Origin of the sequence: Paenibacillus sp. FSL R7-0128 (assembly GCF_038002245.1) — a bacterium.
Classification (GTDB): Bacteria; Bacillota; Bacilli; order Paenibacillales; family Paenibacillaceae; genus Paenibacillus_AQ; species Paenibacillus_AQ silagei.
This window is the reverse complement of record NZ_JBBOCD010000001.1, coordinates 3,105,776-3,127,895: the sequence shown is the minus strand read 5'-3', so window position 1 is coordinate 3,127,895 and position 22,120 is coordinate 3,105,776. Positions and strand designations below refer to the sequence as shown.

Below are 22,120 nucleotides of genomic sequence, written 5' to 3'. Positions count from 1 at the left end.
AACCTCCCTGGCTATGCGTTACAGATTACAAGGGCTCATTCCCCCATACCAGACTGCCGGAGATATAGGCCGGAAGCTTGGCCCAATCCGCAGGAGCTGTGCCTGCTGGATTGAAGGAATAATCGCCGGTCTGGGAGTAATTGCTCCAATCTGCCTTGGAGGCCCGCATCTGAATATCTATGCTGGCTCCCGGAGCAAGCGAGCCTGCTGCTGCTGTGAAGCCCAGCTCCAGGTAATGATCCGCGCCGCTCAAGGCTGCCGGAAGCTTCACGAACGTCCCAGTCACATTGGCGCTCCCTACCTGCGACCAGTCACAGAAGAAATTCTGGGCCTGCTCGCCATCACTGGTGTAATAATATCTGAGCTTCACATCAGCGAGGGAGACCGCAGCAGTACCGGTATTCACCAGCTTGATCCGCGGGCTGAAGGCATTGACAGCATTAGCCGTGCTGCTATTGAACATCTGGACCTTCAGACCGCCATCCACTGGTGCAGTCGTATCTGTCACCGTGACCGCCAGGCTCTGCGGTGCGCCGGCACTGAACTGGAAGCTCAGGGTGGTTGTTCCCACAGCCTGTGCTGCCAGATAGGCCTTGTGGATCGTCACAGCCGATCCGCTTAACGTATAATCCGTTCCGGCGGTTAACGCCGCCGAACCATTTTTAATAGAAGCTAAAGTATTTCCGTTCAAGGTCATCGTCACTTCAATGTCGTTCTGATTCGCTGCCTTCTTGTCGAAGCTGGCCGTGACCGGTGTGATGGTTGAATCATTAGCCGTTGTTGTCGTATCCGCCACCGTAACCGTTAAGGTCTTCGCAGCTCCGGCACTGAAATGGAAGCTTAGGGTGGTTGTTCCCACAGCCTGTGCCGCCAGATAAGCCTTATGGATCGTCACTGTGGAACCGCTCACCGTATAATCCGTTCCAGCGGATAATGCAGAAGCACCATTGGTAATGGAATCCAGGGTATTCCCGTTCAAGGTCATCGACACTTCGATGTCGTTCTGATTCGCTGCCTTCTTATCGAAGCTGGCCGTGACCGGCGTGATGACGGAGCCTGCTGCCGGAGGGTTCACCGGATCAGCATATAAGGTCCCGCGGCCATTGGTCCCGAGATAGACGCGGCCATAGACGCGCGGATCTCCTGTAATCGCCATATTAATTCTGGCATACTGATGATTATCATCATTAATCCGCACCCAGCTGGCTCCGGCGTCATCCGAGCGGAACACTCCTCTTACTCCGTCAATCTGGGCAACAGTATATAGGGCCATATAATTCTCACCCGGCGCGGCCTTTCCGAACCCGATCAGGTCCGCTTCTTCCACATTGCTCAGCTTGGTGAAGCTTGCCCCGGAGTTCGTAGAATGCCATATGCCGTACTTATCCTGCGGATGTCCTCCGGCAAACCAGATATCGCCTTCCACGCCCGGCATGGCTTTCAGGCTCACTTGCGCCTGGTTCGGCTGCAGGCCGTTCACGTTATTGGCTGGCAAGCCGGTCGCAGCCGTAGCTGTGAAGGTAGCTCCGTTATCTGTACTGACATAGAGCTTGCCCTCATAGAAGCCATAGAATTTATTCGGATTCACCCGGTCGGATGCTATCTTCGCTCCGGCAGGAATTCCGCTGCTCGCCGTCCAGGAGTTGCCCCCTGACTTGGAGTAAAAGACCCCGATATCAGAGGTGCTCCACAGAAGCGCATTCCCACTGGCAGATACAGCTACCTGACCCTGCCCTACTGTGGTACTGCCTCCTTTGGAGGGTTCTGCATTCGGCATGTACCAGTTCTTGCCGTTGTCATTCGAGATCCCAATCGACTTACCGTTCGGATATTTCTCTTTGTCCACACCGCCGACACGGACAACATAGGCCGGGTCCAGCTCCGCATAATCGATACTGTTCGTGCTGGCCCAGGAAGGGCTGGTCTGGAACTTGACAGGTGCCGCTGTTAGATCCTCATACCGGAAGCCGGACACATCACCAAGCGCGGTAATCAGGTGGGCACCCGCTGGCGGGCTGATCAGCCCGAGCACTGCGGTCTCTTCTACCCCTTTGGCCATCACGGATATGTTGACCTTACCGCCGGTGTCCCAGTCCCCGAGGTTATTCGTACCGTAGATCGTTGCGCCGGTGCCGTACATCATCCGGTCCGAGTTGAACGGGTCAATCTCCAGATCCCCCATCATCCAGCCCAGCTTCGGCGCGGGATCAAGCGAGGTTGAGGTCAACCCGAGATTCAACCACGGTGCCGCCGTGATATCCATCTCGAACTTGTAATTGCGCTCCGGATAGAAGCCCCAATCCCAGATCCGGCTCCACGTTTCCCCGCCGTCTTTACTGCGGAAGATGACCCCGTCCGGCCACCAGGAATTTAAGCTGGTAACCATGACTGTATTCGGATGCTGGGCATCCAGCGCAAGCCCCCCGAAGCCGTAGAAGTTATCGGCCCCTGTGGAAGGGCTGATATTTTTCCAGATGCCGCTGGTTGTATTCCATTTCCAGACCTCGCCCTTGCTTCCGTCGTATGGACCCACCCCGTCACTGTAAGTAATGTACAGATCACCGGTTGCCGACAGTTCCCCATGATGCGGAAGCAGGCCTACCGGTTGCCCCGGCAGCGCTGACCAGGTTGCACCTCCATCTGTGCTGCGGAACACACTTTTTGCGGTATCCGCGACACCGACATAGATGGTCTGGGTAGCTTGTCCGGCAGAGCCCGTGCTTTTATCAAAAGTAATCCAGGACAAGCCCACGATATCACTCTGATACTCATTCCCCGGATTCTGGACATACGTCCCTACGTTAGTGAAGGAAGTAACCTTGGACCAGGTCACGCCGGAATCCACGCTCTTCCACAGGCCGTTCCCGCTCCGCGCCCCGAAGAACAGGATACTGTTCTTATTCGGGTCAATGACCAGCCGTTCCCCGGCTGAACGTCCAGGCATATTGCCTCCAACCTTGAACGGAAGCGGCGAAGATTGCCAGGTATCCCCACGGTCGCTGGAACGCATAATTTGACCATTGCCATCCCAGGAATTCGTGTACGTCCCGGTTGCCATATACACCTTGTCCGGATCAACCGGATCGGTAGCCAGCGCATCGACACCATTCTTGTTCCAATCCGCCCACCCAACGCTGTCCGTCAGCGGAATCCAGCTCCCGTCCGCCTCGTTCCAGCGGTAAGCCCCGCCAATATCCGTCCGCGCGTAGATCAGATTCGGTTCACTCTGGTTGAAAATAATCCCCGGCACAAAACCGCCGCCCGCACCGGTAACCACACTGTTCCAGCTGTAGTCTTCACTGGCTGCGGCATGGGTTACAGCGGGAGCAACGTTAAACAAAGAGCCTGACATCGCTGTCAGCAGGACGAGTATTCCTAGTCTTCGGATACGTTTTCGACTCATGATCCTAACCTCCCCAAACATACTTTGGTAACGCTTCCATTATAGAGCAGGCTTCGCCCGTTCCGTGAGAGAAAATGGTTGATTATGCGGGAATTTTGTCAGCAATTAGCACACCATTTTCACACTTGACGAAATTGGGGATTGGGGTAGTACGTAATATGAAAAAACCTCGCGATCAGCAATCGCAAGGTAGTTCAGAGCTAGTTCTCTGTTGGCGGCGGCAGCACAATCGGCTGATAACCCAACGCAGCATCTACAATCTCCTCCGGTGTCAGCTCCGGCTCATTCCAGAAGATCAGATCACTCACACCGGGATGAGGCACATTGCTCGCTACGATCTCCAGCCATTGGTCCAGCTCCTCCTCTGTTCCTTCGGCGTTCACGATCTTGGTTACGAGTGTGATTAGTTGTTGTCGGGTTAGGGACATTTCGGGGGCCTCCTTTTAGGGTGCATTTCAATCAATAAACATAACACATTTAGCGGCTTAGAATATCCCTAACATACACAGAGCATTCCTGAACCAGAGCATGTAGCATACCCGCTTCTGTACAACGCTTTTCTAACAACGGATTCTCCCAATCGTAAGCTCTAATTACATATACCGCGAACTCTTTTCTATACCAGCCAACATCAAGAGTATACTTTCCTTCGAAATAACTGACTTGAAATATATCCTCTTGATCCAAGTACCTCGTTTCATTATAAGTAATTGTACCCGGTGAAAAATCAATGTAATCAAACATAAATGCACTCCCTTATTGGAAATATTTCTGAGAGATAACTTACTTAGGGTAAGTCTTTTCAGGTCTTAGACTCCGTTATCTGCAATTATAATAAAAGGTGCTGGTAATGGATATAGTGTTAGCTCCTCAATACATTCACAGATGATGACTCCCTTTACCCTCCAAACAACAATTGGATTTCCAACACTTATTCCCTCTTTCTCCACCACAACACCGACAGCAATTGGATAAACAGCACTTAATTCTGGTCTAATTTGCTTATTATCTACTTTCGGCTAAATTAAGCAGCATTTATCCAACTGTTGGCCTGTTTGTAGGGATTTCAGCGAAAATAAATGCTGTTTTTCCACTTAGCCTCATGTTGCTTAACGGATAAGGAGCCGCGGCTTCAGCAGTATAATTTGGCACACTGGATATACCAACCACAAACAACCCCGCAGCAGATTTCACATCTGCTGCGGGGTTCTTCCATACAAGTCAATCCATCACTTACGTCCGGCCTACTCCGTGCGCCCCCGAAGCAAAGCGATCGCTGCCAGCAGGAAGGAGACCAGCGAGATGCCGAGGGTAATGTAAACCATCGGCGAGGTGCCGGTGCCTTCCTTCTCCACAATGGCCTGATGCTCGTCCATGGTCATGGTGCCGTTGCCGGACATGTCTGCGGCACCGTGGCCGTGACCGCCATCGGCGCTGCCGGAGGCTTCTGCGATGGCGGTGATGGAATGCGGGGATTCCGAGCCGAGTTCGCCGGACCATTGTACGAGGCTGCCATCGGCATAGTGCTGATAGGCATCCCAGGCGATATCGCCTGCGGAGTCCGGATTCTTGGCTGTGAAGTAGAAGCGCTGGAACTGTCCGGCCTGAATGCCGCCATCCTTGGCAATCCAGCTTACTTTATTCCCGTCCACTGTTACCTCCCAGCCGGGAGTGGCTTCATATTGCTTAAATTCCGCACCTGCGGGAATCCGCAGATCCACCTGCACGGTGGCGCTTTCTTTTTCGGACGGCACTTTCAGGGTATACGTCTCCCAGGCCCCCGTACTGGACTGCGCTGGACTTACGGTTACGTGGGCACTCGCCACGGCTGCGAACAACAGTAGTGCGGCGGCGGCCGGTGCGGCCAGTGCTGCTATTTTACGAAACAATCTATTCAAATGAATCTCTCCTTGTCTCTTGTGTATGACTATCTCTTCCCCGGAAAATCCCGCTCCCGCGAAGCCAGCCCCTGCTCCAGGGCGTACCTTGTGAGCTGCGTGCGGTTCTGAAGCTGAAGCTTCTGCAGAATGTTCTTCAGGTGATTCTTAACCGTATGCTCGGAGATCCCGAGGGTGGCGGCAATCTCCTTATTGGTAGACCCGGAGGATACACAGCCCAGTATCTCCTTCTCCCGAGCCGTTAATGCCTCCCGCTCCTCCTTGACAGAGGTGACGGCGAACTCCTTCAGAATCTGGAACGCCAGCTCCCGGCTCAGCGGAACCTCTTCGCTTACAATCGCCAGCAAATATTCGATCCAGGTAGACGGAGCCAGGTTCTTCAGGAGGTACCCCTGCGCTCCCTGCTTCAGCGCTTCGAACAGATAAGAGATCTCATCCGACACGGTGACGATGACAATCCGGACATACGGATATTCCAGCTTAATGCGCCGCGTGGTCTCCAGACCGTCCATTCCCGGCATTTCGATATCGATCAGGATCAGGTCGGGCATCCATTGCCCGGTCCAGACGATCGCCTCCGCTCCGCTGGCCACCGCACCAATCACTTCAAACCGTTCATCCAGCCCCACAATCTCGGTCATCGCTTCGCGTGCATGCGCATGGTCATCGACGATCAGCACCCGGCAGCGTTCCATCCTGCGCACCCCCTTTTACAATTTCTACAGTGGTTCCGTCCGCTCCTGAGTGAAGCCTAAGCGCCCAGCCCATACTGCGGGACCGTTCCCTCATAATCTGCAGGCCATAGCTGCCGCTCACCGCAAAAGGATCATCATGCTCAATCCCCGCACCGTCATCTGCAACGGTTACACGCCAGCCGTGCTCATTCCCTTGACCTGATACGGACACCCTGCCCGCACGTGTGTGCTTACGCACATTAATAATCGCTTCACGAATGCAGGACAACAGCTCTGCCTGTTCCGCCGCTGTCAGCGCCCGCTCTTCCAGATGCCAGTCCAGCGATACCTCGATCATGACTTCTCCGGCTATTGCCGCCAGCTGCTCATGGATAGAACGCTCCAGCGAGAAGCTCTCCGCGCCGCTCAACGGCACCTTCAAATTGGCAATGGCCTGACGTACATAACGGTTAACCTCGTGAACGGTCTTCTTGATCTGATCCACACTGTCCGCGCTGATGCCGCCATCCTTGCGGCCGTGCTCCAGCCGGTCGATCCGTACAGAGAGCAGGAACAGGGACTGGGCCATGCCGTCATGCAGCTCTTTTGCCAGTGCCTCCCGTGCTTCCATCGCTCCGGTTGCCGCCCGCTCCTGCTCCAGCTCCCGCTGATTGCGCTCCATGAGGCGAAAGAGCGGCAGCAGCAGAATAATACTGAAGAGAAATACCAATACAGGTGTTAAGAAGTTGCCTGTGTCCATAGAGATGTACGGCATCAGGAACTGATGTCTCACCCACTCCCAGATACCCACCATGACCGTTGGAATCAGCAGAATAAGCACTTTAATTCGGGTATACGTCACAGTTCCCTCCTTAATTTCTGTTCGTTATTTTACCATTTCCGGGTGATCTCCGGCATGACTCTTTAGGGCTATGCCCGTCCGCATATGTTACAGAATTAAGTATTTAAAAATTAAATCATTCTCTTCATAGCTCCCATCGTCCTATCATAACGGTTAGCGAAACAATATCCGATAGGTTACACTAGGAATGACATTTAATCAAGAATACATTCATACTGACAATACAGGAGAGATATTGAAATGAAACGGATTACGATTCTAATCGCCGACGATGATCCCGACATTGCCGATCTGATCGGACTGCATTTGGAAAAAGAAGGCTACCACCCCATAAAGGTTACAAACGGCCCGGCAGCAGTGCAGGTCATCCAGTCCAGGCATATCGACCTGGCGATTCTGGATATTATGATGCCCGGGCTGGACGGGTATGAGGTGACCCGGCAGATCCGGGAGCAGCATGGGCTGCCGATTATTTTTGTGAGCGCCAAGACTTCGGATCTAGACAAAATCACCGGTCTTGTCATCGGCGCCGACGATTATATGACCAAACCGTTCAATCCCATGGAGCTGGTCGCCAGAGTGAACGCGCAGCTTAGACGTTCTATGAAGCTGAACCAGCCGGTTACCGAGCAGAAGGCCGTGGTGGAAGCCGGGGGACTGATTGTTGATCCGGACCGCCGTTCCGTAACCTTATACGGACATCCCGTGGAGCTGACGCCGAAGGAATTCGACATCCTGTATTTGCTCGCCAGCTACCCGAAGAAAGTATTCAGCGCCGAGCAGCTTTTTCAGCAAATCTGGGGTGAGGCTTATTATGAAGGCGGGAACACCGTGATGGTCCATATCCGCACCCTGCGCAAAAAGCTCGGCGATGACCAGAATAAAAATACATGGATCAAAACGATCTGGGGAGTAGGGTACACGTTCAATGGCTAAACTTGTCCGCAGCTTCCGCTTCAAAATGATATCGCTGCTGGTACTCAGCATGATTTGCTCCGGTGCTATTACCTTTGTACTCTACAAAAGCCTGCAAATGTATTATACCTCTCAGGTGAAGTATGAAGACAAGCTGACCCGCTTCCGTTATCTGATTGCCGATTTCGGCGACCTGAATTTCTTCCTGATCTTCTTCATCCCGCTGGCGCTGCTGTTCTTCTTCCTGTTCACCAAGCCGTATGCCCGCTATTTCAAAGAAATCTCGCACCATATCCGCCTGCTGGCTAACGGGGATTTCAAAAGCCGGATTCAAATCCATTCTAACGATGAATTCGAGGATATTGCCGCTGATCTGAATCAGGCCAAGGATAAGCTGGAGGAAGCGGTGGAACGCGGGGACTTCGCGGAGAATAGCAAGGACAAGCTGGTGCTGAATCTGGCTCATGATCTGCGGACTCCGCTGACCTCTGTGCTCGGCTACCTGGATCTGGTGCTGAAGGACGGGGAGTTAACCGCTGAACAAGTGAAACATTACACCACAATTGCCTACACCAAATCACAGCGGCTGGAAAAGCTGATCGACGAGCTGTTCGAGATTACCCGGATGAACTACGGCATGCTTACCGTGGAGCAGCGCCCCCTGGATCTGAGCGAGCTGCTGGTCCAGCTGAACGAGGAATTGTATCCTCTGCTGGAGAACAACGGGCTGACTGCCCGCACCCAGGTCACTCCGCAGCTCAAAATTACCGGAGACGGGGAACTGCTGGCCCGGGTGTTCGAGAACCTGCTGACCAATGCGGTGCGTTACGGCAAAGACGGCCGTTATGTCGATGTCCGCTGCTACCCGGAGGGTGAGACTATCGTTGTCCAGGTCATGAACTACGGAGATAGGATTCCGGCGGAGGACCTGCCTTTTCTGTTCGATATGTTCTATACAGGTGACCGGGCACGGACCCATCAGGAAGGCAGTACCGGGCTGGGATTATTCATTGCCAAAAATATCGTCGAGCAGCATCAGGGGACGATCTCCGTACAGAGTGACACGATCCGCACGCTCTTCGAGGTCCGTCTGCCGGGTGTGATCCAATAGTCTGGTCCAGCTGTAGCAGTGTTACCGTCCTTTTAGAATTTAGAAGGGCGTTTTTTTGCGTTGACACTTCAGGTGGAAACGGCTTTAGTTTTATCTTTTAAGAAAAACTTTATCTTTCCCCCACTTCTATTTAAACACACTCCTCTATGCTTAAGTCATTGAAACAAGGAGGACGAGAACATGAAGAAATGGTTATTGTTAATTGTGATTGCCTTGCTGATCGGGTATGAGTGGATGTCCAGGGATAAAGAGGATGCCAAGGCAGATCTGAATATTAAGACGGTACGAGTCTCTGCAGATAATGGTTCGAAGACTCTGACAGTGATCCCGAAGGGCCAAATTTATCAGGGGAACCTGCTGCTGGTCAACAAGGATTACCCCGTTCACGATACAGGAGTCAGCCAGGATATCGTACGTCTGCTCGATCATGAGGAGCTGACTTCCGGCTACCTGCTGCTGGATCACAAAACGCTGCTCTCCAGGCAAGTCGCGGAGAAATTCACAGAGATGGTACATGCTGCAGCCGGGGATGACATCAACAGCTTCCTGATCAGCAGCGGATATAGGGACAATGACAAGCAGCAGCAGTTATACGATGAAAAAGGGGCCGACTACGCTCTTCCACCCGGATACAGCGAGCATAACCTGGGCTTGTCGCTTGACATCGGCTCCTCCCAAATGGCCATGAGCCATGCCCCTGAAGGGCAGTGGCTGCGTGAGCATGCATGGGATTACGGCTTCATTCTGCGCTATCCTGAGGATAAAACAGACATCACCGGCATCAAGTATGAGCCATGGCATTTCCGTTATGTAGGACTTCCGCACAGTGTGATTATGCGCGACAAGAACTTCACGCTTGAAGAATATCTTGAATTCCTAAAGGAGCAGAAGTCGATTGCCACTACCGTTAACGGGGTTGAATATCAGATCTCCTATATCGAAATTAACGGGAATACTCCTGTCCCTACCCCTGACGCCCAGCACGTTGAGTTCTCCGGCGACAATATGAACGGTGTGATTATGACGGTCTATCCTTAATGACTAACCCATATAACAGTACAATCTACAGAAAGCGGTGATGTAAAATGAATCAGGCACACAAGCAGACAAAGTACGGTTTGCAGGTACTGTTTACCGTCTACGTGTATATTTTGTTTAAAATCATTTTGTTCAAATTCGGGTCGATGGATCTCCCGTTTCTATGGCAGCAGCTTCAGCACAGCCCGGGCCATATTGCGGCCAGTCTGCAACGCGGAAATCTGATCCCGCTGGCCACCTTGACTAACACCTATCACCATATCAGCACTAGCACCGTCGTTAATTTCTTGGGAAATATCGCCTTGTTTATCCCTTATGGCATCTTCCTGGTGCTGCTCAACCCGAATGGAAAAGGCAGCGGCTCCTTCACCGGTGTCCTGCTGTGGTCCTTCGCGTTAAGCGCGGTGCTGGAATGCTCGCAAGCCGTCTTCTATATTGGAACGTTTGATGTGGATGATCTGCTGTTGAACACCTTCGGCGGAATACTGGGATACATGCTGATGAGGCCAATCATGATGATCTATATGTCAGGCAGACAAGGCTCCTCCGTCACCCAGAAGTAACGGGGAGCCCTGCTGTCCGTTCGCCCTGCTCACAAGGGAGAGATATAGCGGCCATATTCGATGGCTAGCTCTGTGAAGCCATTGCCTTCCTGCTTCAGGAAAAAGCTGTTCACACTCTCCGCTCCCCACCAGTTCAGCCCAAGCAGTAGTCCCTCTGCCGATTGTGCCGCGAACAGCAGGGAGAACATCTGCGGGTTCACCTCACCGCCGTCATCGACACGCCAGACTGAATATTCATTATCCGTAATCTCCGCAGGATAGTCCTTGAAGCTGAGCTTCCCGCCTTCCACCAGCACAAGGCTAAACAACATATCCTTATCTTGTCTTACGAATTGCACCAGATAGAGCTGTCTGTCCGGGCCAAGCCCGGCCAGCTTCCAGGCTGCCTGGATCTTCCGCCCTTTGGCAGTTTCTACACTCTTACGAAGCGGATCACCAGCTGCAAGCTGCGGGCCTGCCGGGTCAGCGGGCTGAAGCTCCAGCAAGGCTGCCTGCGGAAAGACCGCAGAATCAACCAGAACATAGGTCTCATCCCGCATCGCTGCGTCACCCTCTACCTTGAACAGATACCCGGACAGATTCGGAATATTATTCGCCAGCTCCCGTCCGTTGTTGTTCTCGTTACCCGTCTGCCATTTCTCCAGCTTCACAGCCAGCACCTGGCCTCCGTTCCCGATGGCAGTGTTCAGGGACTTCATCTGCTCCCCGGCGCCCTCCTCTTCCCTGGTGACCATGATATGACTCCCGGTCTCACTCGCGAATCCGAAGACTGGCTGCAGCTTGGCAGGGTCGAGCAAGGCAGCCGGGGCTGGAGAAGCCGTAGCTGACGATGATGCTGTCGGAACCGCACTTGGCGGGCTATCCGTCTGCTGAGCAGCTGGCGATGGACTGCCGGTAGACGGCCCGGCCGATGCTGCTGCACTGCTGGCAGCGTCATTGCTATTCGTTCGGGCACACCCGGTCAGGCTAAAGACTATGGCTGCTGCAAAAATAAGACTTCCGGCCGCTCTTACCCTGTGCCGGAAACTGTGCTTCGCTTGATTCATAACGGTCCTCCAATATAATTTAGTCGAAAATCCCCATGCTGAGGTAACGTTCCCCGGTATCGGGCGCGATACATAACACCCGCTTCCCCCGTCCCAGGCGCTGCGCCTCCTGCAAGGCCGTCCAGACTGCGGCTCCGCCTGAAGGTCCGAGCAGAATTCCCTCGGTACGGGCCAGTTCTCTTACCATCTCCAAGGCGTCCTCATCGGATACCTGCACGATCTCATCGTAAATGCTGGTATTCAGAATCGCCGGCACGAAGCCCGGGCTGGTCCCCACCAGCTTATGCGGCCCGGGCTGGCCGCCGGACAGCACCGGCGAACCCTGCGGCTCCACGACAACCACGCGCAGCTCCGGCAGTCGTGCGCGCAGAGCCTCGCCGGTTCCGGTGATGGTGCCGCCTGTCCCGGAAGTGGCAACGAAGACATCCAGCCTCCCTTCCATCTGTTCCAGAATTTCCGGCGCGGTGGTGGTGCGGTGAATATCCGGGTTCGCCTGATTCTCGAACTGCTGCGGGATGAAGCTGCCAGGGATCTTCCGTCCCAGCTCCACCGCCTTGGCAATCGCACCGGGCATCCGCTCCGCCGCCGGAGTAAGCACCACTTCCGCCCCGTAGGCTTTCAGGATATTGATCCGTTCCTTCGTCATATTATCCGGCATGATCAGGATCGCCTTATACCCTTTCGCTGCCGCGTTCATCGCCAGTCCAATCCCGGTATTCCCGCTGGTCGGCTCGATAATCGTCCCGCCCGGCTGCAGCCGTCCGTCCAGCTCCGCCTGCCGAATCAGATTATAAGCCGCCCGGTCCTTGACGCTGCCGCTGGGATTGAACATCTCCAGCTTCACATACAGCTCCGCGTCCTCCGGTCCGGTTACCCGGTTCAAGCGTACAACCGGCGTGCCGCCAATCAGCTCTGTAATATTATTGACTACCCGCTTCGTCATGGGTGTGCCTCCTTTGTTTCGGTCCTTATCCTATGCACGATATAACACCCATTGTATAGTTACGGGATAGCATTTGTCGATTATCAGGTGCAGCAGTAAAAGCCGCCTCCCACAAAACGGGAGACGGCTTTCTGCTCTGTTTCTGCTCAATGATACCTGCGGTAGCGGTGCAGGTTCAGTGAGATCTCTTCACGTGCCTCTAAGGATTCACCGTTATCGTGAACGTGGAGGTTGTGTTTTTGATCGGCGTTACCGTGTTCAGAATCTTCAGGTTGTTGAAGACCACGCTGCCCACTGCCGGTCCCTGGCCGGGCTCCGGCAATTCATTAGCCCAGATGCCGACACCGGATTTGGCGTCGAAGGCGTCACCACTCTTGAGGGCACCGGAAATCGTAATGTTCGAGAAGATCGTATCGGCTACGGGGAACTGCGGCGTAGAGCCGGAATAGTTCGTCTGGAACATAATTCCGTGATAGGTCGGGTCGATGATGTCCACATCGCTGACCCGGATGCCCTGGAACACCTTGGAAGCGGAGAATACCCAGATGGCCGGGAAGGTCTGTGCGCCCCAGAAATGTCCGCCTGAGCGGACGACGGAGATATTCTGGAAGTTCGTCGTCGGTGATGCCCCGAAGCCGTTCATCGGATAACCAAAGTCCAGCGAGCTGATCGTAATCCCCGAATAGCAGAGAGTATCCGCAATATAGATGTTGCGGAAGGTATTCGCATACCCGCCGTAGACGGCAAGACCGGCTGCCCGCCAGGTCAGGATGGACGTCAGATTCTCATAGACATTGTCCTTCATGTCGGAGCCGCCGGAATCGATCGCCGAGAACAAGGCGAAGCTGTCGTCTCCGGTTGCCCGGGCCTCGATGTTAGACACGAGATTGTTCGTGCTGCCGTTGGTCATATTGATGCCGTCGGCAAAGGTATTGCGGATGCGCGAGTTTTTAATGACCATATAATCGGTATTCGCGCCCCAGTACATACACACCTGATGCTCCGTCCAGATATTATCAATTGTCATGTTCGCCACATTGGAGAAGTCGAACACCTTGCCGGGGCCGTCAATCCGTGAAGTATAGTTGCCGAAGTAGGCAAACCCCGAGAAGGTTGAGCCATTCGCTGAATCTGTCGCGCGGAAGCCGATGTCTGTATTCGACTGGTTGAGCGGAGCGTAGAACCGGGTATACCACGGTCCGGCTCCGATGATCTTCACTGCCTTGCCGTAGACCTGGAATTTATTCGAGGTCTCATAGTTTCCGGCAGGAAGATAGACACCCGCAAGATTACCCGTTGTATCCATACGGACTTTATCCAGCGCATTCTGCACATCCTGATGAGTGAATCCAAGCGGAACGGTATACTTGGACGGGTCAGGATTGGCTATTGGCGATACCTGCTCCAGGCTCACGAAGTCTATCGCATATTGCGAAGTGTTGGCTGCATCCTTCTGCAGCCGGATCGTGCTGCCTGCCGGAATCGTGCTGTCGAACATGATATTCGCTTCGTCATAGATGTGACGCGGGGATCCGGCACTCGGCGAATTGCCGGGACTGGCCTCCGAGCCATACAGCCAGGCGTATTTGGAGGTCAAGGTAATAGCCTTGTTGAACACTCCATTGACGTAGATGTTGAGTGTAGCTGTAGTGCCGTCACCGCCCGGAGCATCGGGAATAGAGAACCGGGTAACCAAGGTATTCGTGCTGGCTTTGGTCGTGAATTCAACATAGCTGCCTGTGGTATTCAGCGTAACGGCCCGTCTGCCTGAAGCTTCACCGGCCAGATCGCCGATATTCCGGTTCGGTGCCAGCTTGACAGCTCCGCCGCCGATCACTCCATCCTCTGCCTCATACATGTCGTAAGGCATATTAGCCCCGCGTCCGATGTAGAGCGACTGGTTCTGGATGTTGTTGGCCCGCTTTACCGCCAGTTCGTTGCCATCCACGGCAATCTCTGTTTTGACATTATATTTTCCGTTCACCGCCGTCCAGGTCCCAAGAGCCACAGGGGCCGTAGTACTTCCGGCAGCAATGACACCGTTATAGGAGCCAGTCAACGTTCTGAGGACTGCGCCTGTCGTAGCATCGGTCAAGGTCAGCGTAATGTTGTGCGCACCGCTGGCTGAGGCCGCCGTTCCCTGATTCTTAATGGCTACCGAGAAGCTGACCGTGTTGCCTGCTGCCGGGTTGCCGGGAGACCAGCTGACCGGAGAAGCAATCAGATCCGAGCTGGATACTGGGTTCACAGTAAGGCCCGCAGGATGGGCATAGCTGTTATTGCCCTCATTCAGCTCAATGACATTGTTGTTCTCGTCAACCTTGGCGCTTACCGTATAGGTTCCGGCATCCTTGGCTCCGAGGCTGAAGGATACATTCGCGGAAGCTCCTGCGGCGAGCGCACCCACCGGTGCTGTCCCGGCAAGGGTGGTGCCGACATAGAAGCTGACTGTGGTTGCGGCCGAAGCCGCTGAGCCGATATTCTTGACGCTGGCACTCAGCGTGAGGGCATCGGTCTCCACCGGAGCGGACGGACTCCATGACATTCCGGTTACCGTCAGGTCAGGATTCGCCGCCGGTGTGCCGATGACTTGTAGCTCGGCTACCTGTCCGGCGCCTGAACCGGAATTCGCCGTAATTCTCAGCTGCAGCTCACTGACTGTAGCGGTCACCGGAATGGTCACTGAATTGCCGCTGGCCGGATTAAACGTATACTCCGCCGCAGATACCAGACTGGTGAACGTTCCTGTGGACTGGTTATGTCCCAGCACCTGGATCGTCTGGGTACGGGTTGACCAGGCGGCTGCCGGATTGAGCTTCACGACCACCGAGGTGACATTGGCATTCGCGCCGAGGCTGATGGTCAGCGTATTCGGGTAGCTGCCGCCCGCACCTTCCCAGTAGGTAGTGACATCTCCATCATTGGCATTGGAGGGGACGAAGGTGAAGACGGAAGAAGAAGCATGGATAGCCTTGCCGACCGCCAGATTCGAGCCGGGACCCGTGCTCGGGGTGGCCGTTGGCGTGATCGTCGGAGCCGGAGTCGCCGTTGGGGCTACAGTAGGTGTAGCTGTCGGTGCAACGGTCGGCGCGATCGTTGGAGCTACGGTTGGCGTAGCCGTTGGGGCTGCGGTCGGCACAGCCGTCGGAGCTGGCGTTGCCGTTGCCGTCGGCGTCGAGGAAGCGCTCAGCACAAGCTGATCCAGATTCACATTGCCGGAGTCAGACGCATCATATTTGTAAGCAATGGTGTTGGTTCCGGCGTTCAAGGCAAGAATCTCTGCCTGTGTCGACCAGGTATCCCAGTTCGAGAGATTGGCAAGCGAGGTCTGCTTGACCTTCGTGCCGTTCACGTAGATACTCAGCGTCTTCGTACTGCCGGAGGCATTGGCATACCTCAGGGCTGCGCTGTAATTCCCTGCCGCCGGAGCCGTTACCGTGAAGGTTGTGACTGCTCCCTGCGTCAGGTAGCCATCTACGAAGGCAGCACCGGTATAGCCGCTGTGATCGGTATTCGTCTTGGCCCCGCCGGATAAGGCAGCGGCCTCCGCTTCATAGGTTCCGGGTGGCGAGGCCGTGGTGCCGTACACCTCAATCTCCGACAGCTGTGCTGCGGGCCAGCCGGTGTTGCCCGTGAAGTTGATTTTGACATACCGGGCGGTTGCAGCTGTGAAGTTGATGGTGACGGAGTTCGCACTGCCCGGATTGAAGGCATACCCCGCAGACGCCGCCAGATTGCTGTAAGACGCATCATCCGTACTGCCTTGCACAGACAGCGTCTGTGTTCTGGCTTCCCAGCCCGCAGGCAGCTTCAGTACAACCTGATTCACACTGCTGCTGGCACCCAGATCCACCTTGATCCATTGCGGAAAAGCATTGCTGGCACTCTCCCAGTACGTACCCTGGTTACCGTCATTAGCATTCGCTGCTACATACACATCACCGACTGAGCTTGCGCTGATCGTCTTGCCCTGAGCCAGATTGCCTGCCGCCGCCCCCACTGCCGGAAATAACGCGAGCTGTCCCACACATAACACAAGCATCAGACCGTACATCAGGAATGTCCTTGCTACCGAAGACCTAGTTCTGCTGATCATTTGACAACCACCTCCCATAGATTATGGTGCCACCTTCGAGTATGCGCTTTCATAAAACAAATTATGGTAATAATATAAGATAGAGCCTGGCTCAGGTCGATGGCGTATTCTATGAAAAGTATGTGCGTACATACGGAGCGCTCAGGGAGAGAATGGACCTAACTGAAGTCGGCATACCCGCGGACGGCAGATGCTTTTACAATGAATACAACAACAAGCCACAGCGCAGGAGGAATCAGCTATGAATGAAAGTACCAGGCAGGAGCTATTATCCAAAAACGAAAAATTGATCAACATGGTGATCGAGCGGGCCAAACGGGATTATCCAGAGGAGATTGCGGTGATCGGGCTTACGGGCTCTTGCCGTACCGGGGATTATCATGAGAAAAGCGACCTGGATCTGATCATCATCAATAATAACAACCAAGGCTGGGGCATCTCGTCCTGCTTCATTCTGGGGGATGTCGGTTATGATATCTACTGCACTCCTTGGGAGACCCGGATCGAAGAACAGGCCGCGCTTGAAAGTCCGATGATCTCCTCTCTAATAGATTTGCAGGTGCTCTACTATGCCAAGCCTGAGGATCTGGAGAAGCTTAGGGTCTATCAGCAACGGGCGCGAGATACTCTGGCGAAGCCCATGGGGCGCGATTCTCTGGAACGGGCGAAGAAATGGATCAATCTGGCGAAGCAGGAATACGCGAATGTTTGTCTTGCGGAGGATAAGGGAGCCGTTAGGCTGGCTTCAGCGGAGTTGGTCTACAATCTGGTGAACGCTTTGACGCATATGAACAATACTTATCTGAAAAGAGGGCTGAAAAGATACCTGGAGGACACCGCAGCTTACCGCTACCTCCCTGAGAATTATGAGACGATCTATATGAATGTGATCTGCGCGATGACGACGGACGAGATCCGAAGTACCTCCGGCATTTTGCTCAAAAGTATCCTCGATCTGTACAGCACCCTGTATCAGAAATATGTGGAACAGCCTGTTCCTACCTATGATAATCTGGCGGGCACCTATGAGGAATTATGGTGCAACTACCGCAACAAGATCATTGCCAGCGCTGAAAGTAAGGATGCTTCTTACGCCTTCTACGCCGCCATGGGAGCGCAGGGTCTGCTGGATGAAATGACTGAGTCGCGGGGAACCCGGAAGTTCGAACTCATGCAGTATTTTGATGCAAGTAATCTGGATCTGTTCAAGGACCGGTTCCTCCAGGCAATGGATGACTATCTGGAGGAATATCAGCGGGTCGGCCGGCAGCCCCAGCGTTACGATACTTGTGAAGAGCTGTACCGGCAATATATGAAAAAGTAACAGATAAGCAAGATCAAGCCCCCTCCCTTCGTTCAGGTTGGGGGCTTGCCTAATTATACATTGAAGCGTGCTACCAGACCTTGCAGACCTTGCGCCAGCATGCTGAGGGCACTGGCAGAAGAGGCGATCTGTTCCACTGAAGCCATCTGCTCTTGTGATGCGGCGGATACTTGCTGTGTACTTGCCGCTGTAGTCTCCGAGATATGCGTAACGTTACGGATAGAGTCTACAATCTCTTCGGTCGCTGCCGTGATTTCTTCTACCGCGCCGGATACCTCCTGAACCTGTCCCGCTAGTGAATCAATCGAATGGCGGATGGCATTGAAGGACTGCCCGGCCTCTTCTATGATCCGGGTTCCCCCCAGCACTTCGTTCATGCTGTTCTTCATCACCTTCACTGCATGATCTGCATCGGCCTGGATACCGGTTGCCATTTCAGCAATCTGATTGGCGGAATCTGCGGACTGCTCAGCCAGTCTGCGCACTTGATCGGCTACCACAGCAAATCCTCTGCCGTGCTCTCCGGCCCGGGCCGCTTCTATGGTCGCATTCAGTGCCAGCATATTCGTCTCCGAGGCGATCCCCTTGATCACCCCGACAATGCTGCTAATGTCCTGTGAACGCTTCACGAAGCCCATAACCTTTTCCGATAAGGACTGAATGGATTCGTTGATGGAATCCATCTGCCGGACGGCAGATTGCAGGGATAGATCCCCGGCCACCGCATAATCTGCAGAACGCAGGGAAGCTTCCGAGATATCCTGTACACTGGCAGCAATCAGCTGAATACCGTCCGACATTTCAATAATGGTGTTCATGTTAGTCTGCAGGTCATTCATCTGCATGCCCGCACCACTTGCGACCTCACCCATAATTCCGGAGATCTTCTCGGTCGTTTCGGCGGTCAATCCGCTATCCGAGGTCAGCTTCACTGAAGAAGCCGCCAGACCGTTCGCGGATAGCTTCACCTGGGTGATCATCGTTGCCAGATTATCGGTCATTGTATTGAAATTCCGGGCCAGCTCACCGATCTCATCCTTCGTCTGCACACTAAGCTTGCGGGTTAGATCGGCATCGCCGTCGGCAATCTCCTGAAGCTGCCTGTTGACATCTTTCACCGGCTTCAGTATCCGGGCAGACAATACGAATGCGATCAACAGAGCCAGTACCACCGATAATCCCGTCACCCCCATGCTGGTAATCATAGAGGAGCTGCGGTGGGTTGCCGCCTGACTCTGTTCCTTCATAATTTCATCATGCAGCATCGTCTCGAACACCAGCTGTGAATCGATGATCGTCGTAAGGGAGAGGCTTGTGAACGACTTCTGCGCTTGCGGGAAGTTCCCTTCCTTGGCCAAGGCAAAAGCCTGCTCCAGCACCGTCAGATAATTGTCCCATTCTCCCTCCAGATTCTGAATTCCTGCAAGCTCCGCTTCATTCAGACCGGCTCCCTTAAGCTCTTCGACTGAGGCTGTAATCTCTGGTATCTTGGCTTCATAGGCGGTCAGATTGGCTGTTCTCTCCTCCGTGGTATTACTCATCACATACCTTGCGGCCAGACCGTCCGCCGTCCGGATATCATCGGTTAATTTCTGTACCATCGACAGCTTGCTGTAATTACGGTTGATCTGCTCTGTAAGCATAGTCACCTTAGCCTGAAAAATAGTACTGCCTAGTATAGCGAGAATGAACACGATAATTACAGCGGCGAAGCCAAACATGATTTTGGCCCGGATTCCTCTAAGTCTGTTGAACATTATAACTACCTCCACTCGATATGTAAGCTCTGCTATGTAATCTCTACGTATCGTACATCATCATTCTTAAATGAAACTGAAATATGCTGCCGGGAGCACAAAAAAACCTCCACCCCTGCCAAAAGCAGGAATGGAGGTTCTATGAATTACATCTCTTAATTCCGGTTCAATCATACAGGTTCCCGTTCGCAAGCATTGCCAGCCGCTCCTCATCCCGCACAATCAGCCGGCCGTTCCTGCGTTCAATAATCCCATCTTCAATGAGGCGGCGCACTACCCGATTCAGATGCCGGTAGCTGGTGCCGAGCAGATCGGCGGTCTCTGTCAGCGTGGAGGTGCGGATCTCTTCTACACGCTGGGCGCCAGTGTTGTCCGCGAACAGCGACATCAGATAGCTGGCGAACCGGTTCTCCACCGGATAGAGCACATTCATGGCTGAGGTCTGGCCGAGCGTGTACATTTTGTGGCTCAGCTCTCCGACCAGGAAACGCAGCAGCGCTGTATTGTCTTCAATCTCCCGGAGCAGCAGCTTCCTTCCGGCGACAAGCAGCAGGCTGTCCCCTACGGAGACCACTTCATTCTTGACGGGATACTGGCGCAGCAGCTCCACATCCCCGATCACCGACATCGGCCGGGCGAACCGGACCAGCATCGACTTGCCGTTAGGCAGCAGCGTATGAATCTTCAGCTTGCCCTGCATCAGGAAAAACATATGCTCCAGCCGGTCGCCAACCGAGCAGACTGCCTCCCCTCCGCCGTAACGCCGAAGCTCCATTTGGGCAATGGCGCTGCTGCTGAACATGGCTGTGAGACCATTCTGCTCGGTAAGGCTTCGAACCGCCTCCGGATTTATAATCGATTGCATGAGGTTCTTCTCTCCTTGTGTCATTTCTGCTGAAATTACTGTATCACAAGCCTGAGCACAGAAGCTATTTCTGCGTTACCTCTCCTGCAAAATACTCCGCAAGCGCTCTGCGCTCCCGGTGATTCGCCAGATTGAATGATGGCCAGCTCTGCTTAGGCTGAGTACGGTAAGACAGTCTGCTGCGCAGCGCCTCGTCCAGAATCCCCTTCTCCTGCTTGCTGAATTCGATCAGCTCTGGAACCACATCTGCGGAGAGTCCGGCCAGGTAACTGGCATCCAGTGTGCCGCTTGCTTCATAACGCTGGATATTCTGCTGCGCAATGATATGATCCATCCCTATATAGTTCATCAGCACGTAGGAGAGCAGGCCGAGCACGATGTAACATTTTAGAAGCGGGAAGGGTTCCCGGCTAATCCGCACGGCCGCCAGCACCAGCAGCAATCCGAGGAAGATCATGAAGGCATGCACCAGGAACCGGATGTAGGTGTAACCGTACGCCTCTTCATATAGAGTCAGCCGCGAGTACGCAGAATACAGCATGACCATGGAGCATAACACCAGAATATACAGCAGGAGCTGAATGACCCGCTTCAGAATTCCGCCCGCTTTACGCACTGCCAGCAAGGACAACAGCAAGATCGCAAAGTTAATGGATGTGACCAGAATCAGCTCCAGAAAACCGCTCCGCGCATAGTCCGCATACGTACTATTCTCCGGCAGAATCCCGTCCCAGGCGCCGAACAAATACGAGAACTGGACACTCACAAATAGCATGTACACCGCATTGATTGCGGTCAGCACGGTAGTGATAATGACCGGGTCATCAAGACCGATACCCTCCTCCCCTGCTTCAGCCGCTTCCAGCTTCTGCCCCATCGCATCAAACTCACTGACCAGAGGAGTGCGGATATAGGATTTACTCTGTACGAACCCCCAGACGAAGCCGAACATGCCCAGCCCGAGCAGCAGAACCCACAGGCCCCGGAAGATCCAGTCCCCCAGTGAAATATTGTCAAAAATCCCCGGGAGTGCTTCCAGCAGCTGACTGAACACTCCGTCCGCCGTGGAGAGCAGCGAGATCACAATCAGCAGCAGCGGCACGGAAATCAGCAGGCCGATCAGCACCCGCATCAATACCTGCTTGCGTTCATTCGGTATCCCGCCTTTGCCCCGGCGCAGCAGCCTCAATGCCGTGGCCCAGTTGCGCAGACTTTGCGGGAACAGATGCTCAAGGGCCGCGCCGATCAGTGCGAGTCCGCTCCAGGCGGGCTTGCGGTAACTAAGCATATACGTCATATGTAATAGAATGAGCACCGGAATAACAACGATATTAAGCGCAAAGAAAAACCAGTTGCCGAACAGCATATAGGTCAGGGACAACAGAAATATGGACACCATCCAAACATAGCTGAACCAGGTCTGCTTGCGCAGCTGCTCCTTGGCGAAATAGAGCATAAAAGTATAAAATAAGACCACAAAAATCGGGTATGAGATCCCCGGCATTTTGCCGTAGAACAGGTACTGATGCACAATCGCAAGCAGAAATGCGGCCAGTAAGGCTACACGCCCAAGCCCCGGTTTGGATACCGTTTGTTCGTCCATGGTAAATTCCCCCATCTTTTTA

At 53.9% G+C, this 22,120-nt stretch carries 17 protein-coding genes; 5 read left to right on the top strand and 12 right to left on the bottom strand.

From position 1 onward, the window contains the following. Positions 1-25 precede the first annotated feature (25 nt). The 6 genes from NST26_RS12680 to NST26_RS12655 all read right to left on the bottom strand — a co-directional run bounded on the left by NST26_RS12680 (position 26) and on the right by NST26_RS12655 (position 6,837). The gene (locus tag NST26_RS12680; protein WP_340953549.1) at positions 26-3,403 is read right to left on the bottom strand and encodes a X2-like carbohydrate binding domain-containing protein; all 3,378 of its coding nucleotides are present in this window, start codon (positions 3,401-3,403) and stop codon (positions 26-28) included. A gap of 200 nt (positions 3,404-3,603) precedes the next feature. Continuing rightward, positions 3,604-3,831 carry a bacteriocin immunity protein gene (locus NST26_RS12675; RefSeq protein WP_036729609.1) on the bottom strand — a complete coding sequence of 76 codons (228 nt, stop codon included), beginning with the start codon at positions 3,829-3,831 and terminating at the stop codon, positions 3,604-3,606. Positions 3,832-3,880: 49 nt separating this feature from the next. Further along, positions 3,881-4,147 carry a hypothetical protein gene (locus tag NST26_RS12670; RefSeq protein ID WP_036729612.1) on the bottom strand — a complete coding sequence of 89 codons (267 nt, stop codon included), beginning with the start codon at positions 4,145-4,147 and terminating at the stop codon, positions 3,881-3,883. A 500-nt stretch (positions 4,148-4,647) separates the two neighbouring features. After that, positions 4,648-5,301, bottom strand: coding sequence for a DUF1775 domain-containing protein (locus NST26_RS12665; protein WP_340953554.1), 654 nt, complete (start codon positions 5,299-5,301; stop codon positions 4,648-4,650). A gap of 29 nt (positions 5,302-5,330) precedes the next feature. Then, complete coding sequence (locus NST26_RS12660; protein ID WP_209877779.1) at positions 5,331-5,996, bottom strand: response regulator; 666 nt, start codon at positions 5,994-5,996, stop codon at positions 5,331-5,333. Then, positions 5,965-6,837 (bottom strand): sensor histidine kinase, encoded by an 873-nt coding sequence (locus NST26_RS12655; protein WP_209877781.1) that lies wholly within the window; start codon positions 6,835-6,837, stop codon positions 5,965-5,967. Before NST26_RS12655 ends, NST26_RS12660 begins: the two co-directional genes overlap by 32 nt. 240 nt (positions 6,838-7,077) lie before the next feature. Between NST26_RS12655 and NST26_RS12650 the strand changes: the two genes are divergently transcribed. The 4 genes from NST26_RS12650 (at position 7,078) to NST26_RS12635 (ending at position 10,464) form a co-directional block, all read left to right on the top strand. After that, entirely contained in the window at positions 7,078-7,773 is a 696-nt protein-coding gene (locus NST26_RS12650) for a response regulator transcription factor (RefSeq protein WP_339255891.1), read from the top strand. Further along, positions 7,766-8,863, top strand: a complete 1,098-nt coding sequence (locus NST26_RS12645; RefSeq protein WP_340953560.1) for a HAMP domain-containing sensor histidine kinase — start codon at positions 7,766-7,768, stop codon at positions 8,861-8,863. Before NST26_RS12650 ends, NST26_RS12645 begins: the two co-directional genes overlap by 8 nt. Before the next feature lie 180 nt (positions 8,864-9,043). Further along, positions 9,044-9,901: a M15 family metallopeptidase gene (locus tag NST26_RS12640; protein ID WP_340953562.1), complete on the top strand. Its 858-nt coding sequence runs from the start codon at positions 9,044-9,046 to the stop codon at positions 9,899-9,901. Positions 9,902-9,948: 47 nt separating this feature from the next. Then, on the top strand, positions 9,949-10,464 hold the full coding sequence (locus NST26_RS12635) for a VanZ family protein (RefSeq protein ID WP_036729627.1): 516 nt from the start codon (positions 9,949-9,951) through the stop codon (positions 10,462-10,464). Positions 10,465-10,493: 29 nt separating this feature from the next. Here NST26_RS12635 and NST26_RS12630 read toward each other — a convergent pair whose 3' ends face one another. From NST26_RS12630 to NST26_RS12620, 3 genes are all read right to left on the bottom strand, one after another. Continuing rightward, positions 10,494-11,510: a hypothetical protein gene (locus tag NST26_RS12630; RefSeq protein ID WP_340953567.1), complete on the bottom strand. Its 1,017-nt coding sequence runs from the start codon at positions 11,508-11,510 to the stop codon at positions 10,494-10,496. A gap of 19 nt (positions 11,511-11,529) precedes the next feature. Continuing rightward, positions 11,530-12,453 carry a cysteine synthase A gene (gene cysK, locus NST26_RS12625; RefSeq protein ID WP_036729630.1) on the bottom strand — a complete coding sequence of 308 codons (924 nt, stop codon included), beginning with the start codon at positions 12,451-12,453 and terminating at the stop codon, positions 11,530-11,532. A 199-nt stretch (positions 12,454-12,652) separates the two neighbouring features. Next, on the bottom strand, positions 12,653-16,549 hold the full coding sequence (locus NST26_RS12620; RefSeq protein ID WP_340953570.1) for a galactose-binding domain-containing protein: 3,897 nt from the start codon (positions 16,547-16,549) through the stop codon (positions 12,653-12,655). Positions 16,550-16,790: 241 nt separating this feature from the next. On the opposite strand from NST26_RS12620, the gene NST26_RS12615 reads away from it, so the two are divergent. Then, a complete protein-coding gene (locus NST26_RS12615) occupies positions 16,791-17,873 on the top strand; it encodes a nucleotidyltransferase domain-containing protein (RefSeq protein WP_340953572.1) in 1,083 nt (360 codons plus the stop codon). A 53-nt stretch (positions 17,874-17,926) separates the two neighbouring features. Here the strand turns inward: NST26_RS12615 and NST26_RS12610 are convergent, their stop codons facing one another. The 3 genes from NST26_RS12610 to NST26_RS12600 form a co-directional block, all read right to left on the bottom strand. After that, positions 17,927-19,630, bottom strand: coding sequence for a methyl-accepting chemotaxis protein (locus NST26_RS12610; RefSeq protein WP_340953574.1), 1,704 nt, complete (start codon positions 19,628-19,630; stop codon positions 17,927-17,929). A gap of 166 nt (positions 19,631-19,796) precedes the next feature. Then, a complete protein-coding gene (locus NST26_RS12605; protein ID WP_209879837.1) occupies positions 19,797-20,495 on the bottom strand; it encodes a Crp/Fnr family transcriptional regulator in 699 nt (232 codons plus the stop codon). Between the two features lie 64 nt (positions 20,496-20,559). Further along, positions 20,560-22,098, bottom strand: coding sequence for a DUF4153 domain-containing protein (locus NST26_RS12600; protein WP_340953580.1), 1,539 nt, complete (start codon positions 22,096-22,098; stop codon positions 20,560-20,562). Between the last annotated feature and the right edge of the window lie 22 nt (positions 22,099-22,120).